Raw genomic sequence first — 7,088 nt, 5'->3', positions numbered from 1 at the left:
CCGACAACTTCCAGAATTTCCTGGGTGATTGCCGCCTGACGCGCTTTGTTGTACTTCAGAGTAAGAGAACCAATCAGCTCCTTAGCGTTGTCGCTGGCGTTGTTCATCGCCGTCATTCGTGCTGCTAGTTCACTCGCTGCCGACTCTTGCAAAGCCCGCAGTAACTGGTTATTCAGATACAGCGGCAGGAGGGCATCGAGAATCTGCACTGGATCTTGCTCGAAGATCATGTCCCGTGGAAACTCTCGAAGTTGGGTAGAGACTTTCTCCCGCGTTACCTCAAAACCGCCACCGCGAGTTGTGAGGCGGAAGATTTCATCATCTCTTGCTTCTAGTCCTTGGGTTGTCAGCGGCAGCAAGGTTTGCACCACTGGGCGAGAGCTGATCAAGGAGACAAACTTGGTGTAGACCAATTCAATCCGGTCTACGTTCTCTGACAAGAACAAGGAAAGCAGTTCGTCAGCGATTCTGGATGCTTCTGCTGCTGTAGGAATTTGCTCTAAGCCAGTATAAGTAGCGTCAATCGGCTGGTCGCGACGCTGGAAGTATTGGATAGCTTTGCGCCCTACCAGCACAAATTTATAGTCCCGACCTTCGGCTTGTAGTTCCTTGGCGCGGTTTTCAGCGCGACGGATGACGTTGGTGTTGTAGGCACCGCAGAGACCGCGATCGCCTGTAATGACCAAAATTCCTACAGACCGAACTTCCCGGTTTCTCAACAGAGGCAGGTTAGCTTCTTCAAACCGCAGACGGTTTTGCAGACCGTAGAGAACCTGAGCGAGGCGGTCGGCAAAGGGGCGAGTGGCAGTCACCTGTTGTTGGGCGCGGCGCACTTTGGCGGCGGCAACTAGGCGCATTGCCTCGGTGATTTTTTTGGTGTTTTTGACCGACTGAATGCGATCGCGAATAAATTTTAGATTTGCCATAGTTTTGTCCGGTGTCAGTTGTCCTTTGCGAGTGGCTAATTACGAATAGCTAATTGCGAAGCGCTACTTTTTACAATTAGCTATTCGCGCTTAGCTATTCGCTTTGGACAAGTTACGCCATCGCCATGAAGGTCTTCTTCGCTTCACCGATCGCTTCCTTGAGAATGCCTTCCGCATCTTCCGTCAGCTGCTTCTCTTTGCGGAGGATTTCCATGTACTTCGGCTTGCTGGTTTTCAGGTACTCCCGCAGCGATCGCGCAAAAGGAGCCACCTTCTCTACAGGAATATCATCCAAATAGCCATTCAAACCTGCATACACAACTGCCACTTGCTCAGCCACTGATAGCGGCGAGTATTGCGGCTGCTTCAGAAGTTCCCGCAAGCGCTGACCCCGCGCCAACTGGTCTTGGGTTGCCTTATCCAAATCCGAGGCAAACTGAGCAAAAGCTTGCAGGTCGTCAAACTGAGCCAACTCCAGCTTTAGCTTACCAGCCACTTTTTTCATCGCCTTGGTTTGAGCCGCTGAACCCACCCGTGACACGGAAATACCAGGGTTCACTGCGGGACGCAAGCCAGAGTTGAATAGGTCGGAGGTCAAGAAAATCTGACCATCGGTAATCGAAATCACGTTGGTGGGAATGTAAGCGGAAACGTCCCCAGCTTGGGTTTCGATAATTGGCAGCGCGGTCATGCTGCCTTCACCCAGTTCTGTACTCAGCTTTGCGGCACGCTCCAGCAAACGGGAGTGGAGATAGAACACATCCCCAGGATAAGCTTCCCGTCCGGGCGGACGACGCAGCAGCAGGGACATCTGGCGATAAGCTTGGGCTTGCTTGGAGAGGTCATCATAGATGATCAGCGTCGCCTTGCCCTTGTACATGAAGTATTCTGCCAAGCTAGCGCCCGTGTAGGGAGCCAGATATTGCAGGGTTGCTGGGTCGTTAGCGTTTGCTGCTACCACAATGGTGTAGTCCATTGCGCCTCGTTCCTGAAGCACGTTCACCACTTGGGCGACGGTAGAAGCTTTTTGACCGATAGCGACGTAGACGCAAATCACGTCTTCTTCTTTCTGGTTGAGGATGGTGTCAACCGCGATCGAAGTTTTTCCGGTTTGTCTGTCACCAATGATTAGCTCCCGCTGACCCCGACCAATCGGAATCATCGCGTCAATAGCGGTAATGCCGGTTTGCATCGGTTCGTAAACCGAGCGCCGAGCAATAATTCCCGGTGCGCCTGATTCAATGAGGCGGGTTTCTGTGGTGTTAAGGTCTCCCTTTCCATCAATCGGACGAGCGAGAGCATCCACAACACGACCAATCAAGGCTTCGCCCACTGGCACCTGAGCAATCTTGCCGGTGGCGCTCACAGAGCTACCTTCCTGGATGTTGCGACCATCGCTCATTAGCACCACGCCCACGTTGTCTTCTTCTAAGTTCAGGGCGATGCCAACGCTACCGTCTTCAAATTCCACCAGTTCCCCGGACATAACCTTGTCTAGGCCATAAATCCGGGCAATCCCGTCACCTACTTGCAATACGGTACCCACGTTAGAAACACTAACGTCTCGGTCGTATTGTTCAATTTGCTGCCGAATAATGCTGCTAATTTCGTCAGGTCTGATGCTGATCATGGTTACTTGTTAAAGGAGGAAAGGGTTTGTGTTAAAGGTTGAAGGTTTTAAGGAGAATCCCTTCTCGAAGGGTAGCTTAAAGGTTGAAGCTCTCTATTTTGGCGGTGGTAGGTTGAACATTAGAAGTTAAGATTTGCAAATTTCACTTGCTTAACTTGGAAACCTCTGAAAAGTTTCCACCGACAAACTGCTTACCTTTCCAACTCTCAACTTTCAACTTTAGGCGGCACTGTTCAGGCGTATGCCAATACGGCGCAGTTGTCCTCGCAAACTGGCATCCAATACCTGAGACCCCACTTTGATGATGACACCACCAATTAAATCTGGATCGAGTTTGGTATCAAGTTCTACTTGCTGGGCACCGCTAATTGCTTTTACTTTTTCGCCGATGGCTTGCTGCTGAGCCTCCGACAGTTCTACCGCTGAGATAACTTCTGCTAGAACAGTCTGATTCAGCTTCCGCAGAAGTGCCTGGAACTGTTTGCAAATTCCCTCTAGAAAGAGGATACGTCGCCTCTCTACCAGCAGCATCAAAAAGTTGAGGATGTAGGGGTGAAGTCCATCGCCAGCAATTTGCTGCAATACCGCTTTTTTATTTTCAGCGCTTACAACTGGATTGCCCAGAAAATGCTGTAGATCCTCAGAACTTTCTAGGACTCCCAACAAAGAGCGTACATCTTCGCCAAACCGCTCTGTCTGGTTCTGCGACTGAGCCAAGGACATTAATGCCTCTGCATACGGCTCTACGATTTCACCGCTAACCATACTACCTTTCATCAGCGACCTCCTACACTAGCGATGCTGCTGTCAATTAATTGTTGTTGAGCAGCATCATCCAATTGGCTTTTGAGTTGCGATTCAACGCGCTGCAACGCCATTGCAGAAACTTGCGCTCTGAGTTCAGCGATCGCTCGCTCCCTTTCAGTGTTCAAATCGGCAACAGCTGTTCTGTGCAAGCGCTCGACATCCATTGCTGCTTTCGCCAAAATGGCTTCTCTCGCTGCCTTCGCACTTTCTTCAGCATCTTTGCGGATTCGTTCTGCCTCCGCTTGAGCCTGAGTTAATTTCTGCTGGGCATCAGAGAGTGCAGCTGCTGCCTCTTTCTGGCGTTGCTCTGCTTCTCTAATCGCCGTTTCAATCCTTGCACGACGCTCGCTTAGGATATTTCCTAATAAGTTACGTCCAAAGTAAAACAGTACACCAATAAGAATTGCCAGGTTAATTAGATTGGCTTCAAAAATGTCCGGATTTAAACCGAAACCATGATGCCCCTCTGCCTCTGCTAATTCAGCGCCAGCTGAGTGAGCCACCTCGGCTAATAAGAAAAAAGTCCCCATGATACCCATCCCATTGAAGTATGAAGTTGGTCATTCGTCATCAGTCATTGGCTTTGGTCTAATGACTAATGACTAATGACTAATGACAGCTTTTCCTTCAAGCTCTCTATCTATTGACCAGCTGCTGTCCCAATATTTTTTCCAGAATTTGGCGACTCAGTTCGTCCACCTGGGTTTCTAGAGATTGCAAAGCTTCTTGCTTTTGCTGCCCAATCTCTATAGACGCCTGTTCTCGTTTTGCAACAGCTTCTTGCTGTGCCTCAGCTACTTGTTGAGCGCCTATTTTCTGGGCATCGGCTTGAGCATTTGCAATCAGCGCTTGAGACTGCCTGCGGGTATCCGCTAGCTGTTGCTCATATTGCTTTGCTAACTGCTCAGCTTTTGCCAAGCGTTCCCGCGCACCCATCTCATTCGATCTGATGTAATCGTCGCGCTCGTCTAGCACTTTAGTCAGTGGCTTATAGAAAACCACATTTAATACCGCTGCCAATAGCAGAAACTGCACTGCCATCAAGGGCAAGGTAGCGTCGAAATCAAACATTTCTTCCCTCTTTATGCTTGAACAGCAGTTTTAATGGCAAGCAAAATTATCTCACTTGTCATATTCTCTATACCCTCTAGGCAAGGGGTTCAACTTACATCAACAGGACTGGACACTAAAAACTTCGTTTGAGTAGAGACGTGGTTAACCACGTCTCTACTCAAACAAAAAATGTTAAGCGAAGGGGTTAGCAAACAACAGAACTAGGGCAATCACCAGACCATAAATGGTAAGGGATTCCATGAAAGCCAGGGTTAACAGCAAGGTGCCGCGAATTTTCCCTTCTGCTTCTGGCTGACGAGCAATACCTTCGACTGCTTGACCAGCAGCATTTCCTTGACCGATACCAGGGCCAATTGCAGCTAAACCAATTGCGAGAGCAGCAGCCAGAACTGAAGCAGCAGAAACCAATGGATCCATGATTATTTCCTTACCTTGAAGTACAGAACAAACAACAGAGAGTTTCGAGTAGAGACACGGCAATGCCGCTCCCTTACAAGTGTTGAGTTTTGAGCCAAGATTTTTAATCTTAAATCTCAAATCTCAAATTCTATCAACTGAGGGCATCCCGAATGCGATATGGAAAAGGAGGGATGATTTTATTCATCTTATATCCTTCTTCCTTACCTCTAAAAAAGGTCAATGCTCCTCATGCCCTTCATCACCATGCCCCTCCATCGCTTCATGAATGTATGCAGCTGCTAAGGTGGCAAACACTAAAGCTTGAATGGCACTGGTAAATAGCCCCAACGCCATAACTGGCAGAGGAATAAACAGGGGAACCAGTAGCACTAATACTGCTACTACCAGTTCATCCGCCAGAATGTTGCCAAATAAACGGAAGCTGAGGGAAAGGGGCTTTGTGAAATCTTCTAAAATGGCAATGGGTAATAGGATTGGTGTCGGCTCAATATACTTTTTAAAGTACCCTAAACCCCGCTTGCTAAAACCCGCGTAAAAATACGCTAAAGAAGTTAGCAATGCCAGTGCCACTGTGGTATTGATGTCATTAGTGGGAGCTGCTAGTTCTCCTTCTGGAAGGTGAATTAGCTTCCAAGGAACTAATGCACCAGACCAGTTTGAGACAAAGATAAACAGAAACAGCGTGCCAATAAATGGCACCCACGGACGGTATTCTTTCTCGCCAAGCTGGTTTCTAGCCAGATCTCGAATGAATTCTAGAGCATATTCCATGAAGTTTTGGATACCTTTAGGAATTCTCTGAATATTCCGAGTTGCAGCTAACGAGGCAAGCAGAAGAATACCAATAACAACCCAGGAAGTTAGAAAAACTTGCCCGTGAATCTTAAGATTTCCCACTTGCCAATAAAGGTGATGACCAACTTCTAGTTTGGCGAGAGGGAATGAATTAAAGGCGGAAAGAATACTTAGCATTTCCATTCAATGAGGGTTCTCCAGGGATTAAAGAGTGGAGAATTCTAACACTGTCCAACCTATCGAGCGTCCGGGGGAAACAAAGTCCGAAGCATATAGACGATGAGGGAGGCTTTATAAGTCAGAAATCCCAAAAAAACGGGCAGAATCTGTAGCTTATTCACTTGGGTTGCGATTATAATCAACCCAATAAACAGAGCAAACCGAGTCTTACTCAGACGCTGTTTCTCTGCGCCAAGTCGCTCAACGTCTTTAGCCAACATCCTCAAGTAAACCACACATGTGCACGCCCCTATCAAGTAATTCAGGGCAATGTTGAGAGAGTAAAAAATCCAGACGGAGATAAAAATAATCCCGCTCAAAGCAAGTGTAGTCAGCAACAACTCTTGTTGAAGTTGGTAGTACTCTTGCATGGAGCCATCTGGTTCTGATACAGGCGAACCAGTTTGTGGTAACTCCTCGGTGGTCGGCGTGGTTGTTTGAGATTCGTTTGACAAGTTCACAACTGATGTGTTTCAGCTTGTGCTATTTGGTCTGACTACTACAGGTCAGAACCAAACATTTTGAATATACCATGCAGAGGTAACATTACTTAAAAAAGAATTAAGTCGATGTCAGCAAATTAAAAGGTTCTCTCTGGTAGCGATCGCATTCATGCTCATGAGTTCTCATCCAAGAAGCATTTTTCGCATTCATGCTCATGGGTTCTTATTTAAAAAGCATTTTAGGCATCAGCGTGGGTATCGCCCCGCCCCTTGTTGTAGCAGCTTGCGGCGATTTTCCCTAGCTTTTTACTCAGCTTCCCCAATCAACGTGTATGCAGCCCAAGCGCTGGGTTGGTCAGGATATTGTTTCATCGTCGTCAGCATCGCGCTTCGCAAAGCTTGTGCTTTATCGGAGTTTTGTTGCAGATTTTGATAAAATTCGGTCATCAACAAGGCAGAAGGATTATCGGGTATCGCCCACAAAGTGACGATGACACTGGGGACACCCGCAGTAATTAAAGAGCGAGACAATCCAATCACGCCATCGCCAGTCAGCTTACCTCGCCCAGTGTCGCAAGCACTCAAGACAACTAACTCGGCATTGAGCTTGAGATTCAGGATTTCGCTGGCGGTGAGCAACCCGTCATCTTGACCAGAAGGAGCCAGGGCGATCGCTCCCGGTACTCCGCTACGCTGAAAATCATCCAGCAAGCCGTGAGTCGCCAGATGAATCATCTTGGCTATGGGTAGCTTCTGAACAACTGCGGCTTCAGT

Annotated in this window: 9 protein-coding genes; all 9 read right to left on the bottom strand. The window is 48.0% G+C overall.

Translation table 11 applies throughout. The features are described 5' to 3' along the window. Positions 1-926 (bottom strand): F0F1 ATP synthase subunit gamma (locus H6F50_RS02935; RefSeq protein WP_190426135.1); only part of this gene is annotated, 926 nt, incomplete at its 3' end. 112 nt (positions 927-1,038) lie between these two features. After that, positions 1,039-2,556 (bottom strand): F0F1 ATP synthase subunit alpha, encoded by a 1,518-nt coding sequence (gene atpA, locus H6F50_RS02930; protein WP_190426132.1) that lies wholly within the window; start codon positions 2,554-2,556, stop codon positions 1,039-1,041. A 219-nt stretch (positions 2,557-2,775) separates the two neighbouring features. Then, positions 2,776-3,333 (bottom strand): ATP synthase F1 subunit delta, encoded by a 558-nt coding sequence (atpH, locus tag H6F50_RS02925; protein WP_190426129.1) that lies wholly within the window; start codon positions 3,331-3,333, stop codon positions 2,776-2,778. Further along, the gene (locus tag H6F50_RS02920) at positions 3,333-3,902 is read right to left on the bottom strand and encodes a F0F1 ATP synthase subunit B (RefSeq protein ID WP_190411204.1); all 570 of its coding nucleotides are present in this window, start codon (positions 3,900-3,902) and stop codon (positions 3,333-3,335) included. Before H6F50_RS02920 ends, atpH begins: the two co-directional genes overlap by 1 nt. A gap of 97 nt (positions 3,903-3,999) precedes the next feature. Beyond that, positions 4,000-4,434, bottom strand: coding sequence for a F0F1 ATP synthase subunit B' (locus H6F50_RS02915; RefSeq protein WP_190411203.1), 435 nt, complete (start codon positions 4,432-4,434; stop codon positions 4,000-4,002). Between the two features lie 174 nt (positions 4,435-4,608). Next, positions 4,609-4,854, bottom strand: a complete 246-nt coding sequence (atpE, locus tag H6F50_RS02910; protein WP_015112744.1) for an ATP synthase F0 subunit C — start codon at positions 4,852-4,854, stop codon at positions 4,609-4,611. Between the two features lie 219 nt (positions 4,855-5,073). After that, on the bottom strand, positions 5,074-5,835 hold the full coding sequence (gene atpB, locus H6F50_RS02905; RefSeq protein ID WP_190411202.1) for a F0F1 ATP synthase subunit A: 762 nt from the start codon (positions 5,833-5,835) through the stop codon (positions 5,074-5,076). 53 nt (positions 5,836-5,888) lie between these two features. Then, positions 5,889-6,332: an ATP synthase subunit I gene (locus H6F50_RS02900; RefSeq protein WP_190411201.1), complete on the bottom strand. Its 444-nt coding sequence runs from the start codon at positions 6,330-6,332 to the stop codon at positions 5,889-5,891. Between the two features lie 288 nt (positions 6,333-6,620). Further along, a partial coding sequence (locus H6F50_RS02895; RefSeq protein ID WP_190426124.1) for a CHAT domain-containing protein occupies positions 6,621-7,088 on the bottom strand: 468 nt, incomplete at its 5' end.

It is taken from the genome of Coleofasciculus sp. FACHB-712 (genome assembly GCF_014695635.1).
Taxonomy (GTDB): Bacteria; Cyanobacteriota; Cyanobacteriia; order Cyanobacteriales; family FACHB-T130; genus FACHB-T130.
This window is presented reverse-complemented; position numbering and strand designations above follow the sequence as displayed.

Excerpts from the sequence above, each read along its gene's own strand:
- atpA (WP_190426132.1), bottom strand. The coding sequence starts at position 2,556 with ATGATCAGCATCAGACCTGACGAAATTAGCAGCATTATTCGGCAGCAA.
- atpH (WP_190426129.1), bottom strand. The coding sequence starts at position 3,333 with ATGAAAGGTAGTATGGTTAGCGGTGAAATCGTAGAGCCGTATGCAGAG.
- H6F50_RS02920 (WP_190411204.1), bottom strand. The coding sequence starts at position 3,902 with ATGGGTATCATGGGGACTTTTTTCTTATTAGCCGAGGTGGCTCACTCA.
- H6F50_RS02915 (WP_190411203.1), bottom strand. The coding sequence starts at position 4,434 with ATGTTTGATTTCGACGCTACCTTGCCCTTGATGGCAGTGCAGTTTCTG.
- atpE (WP_015112744.1), bottom strand. The coding sequence starts at position 4,854 with ATGGATCCATTGGTTTCTGCTGCTTCAGTTCTGGCTGCTGCTCTCGCA.
- atpB (WP_190411202.1), bottom strand. The coding sequence starts at position 5,835 with ATGGAAATGCTAAGTATTCTTTCCGCCTTTAATTCATTCCCTCTCGCC.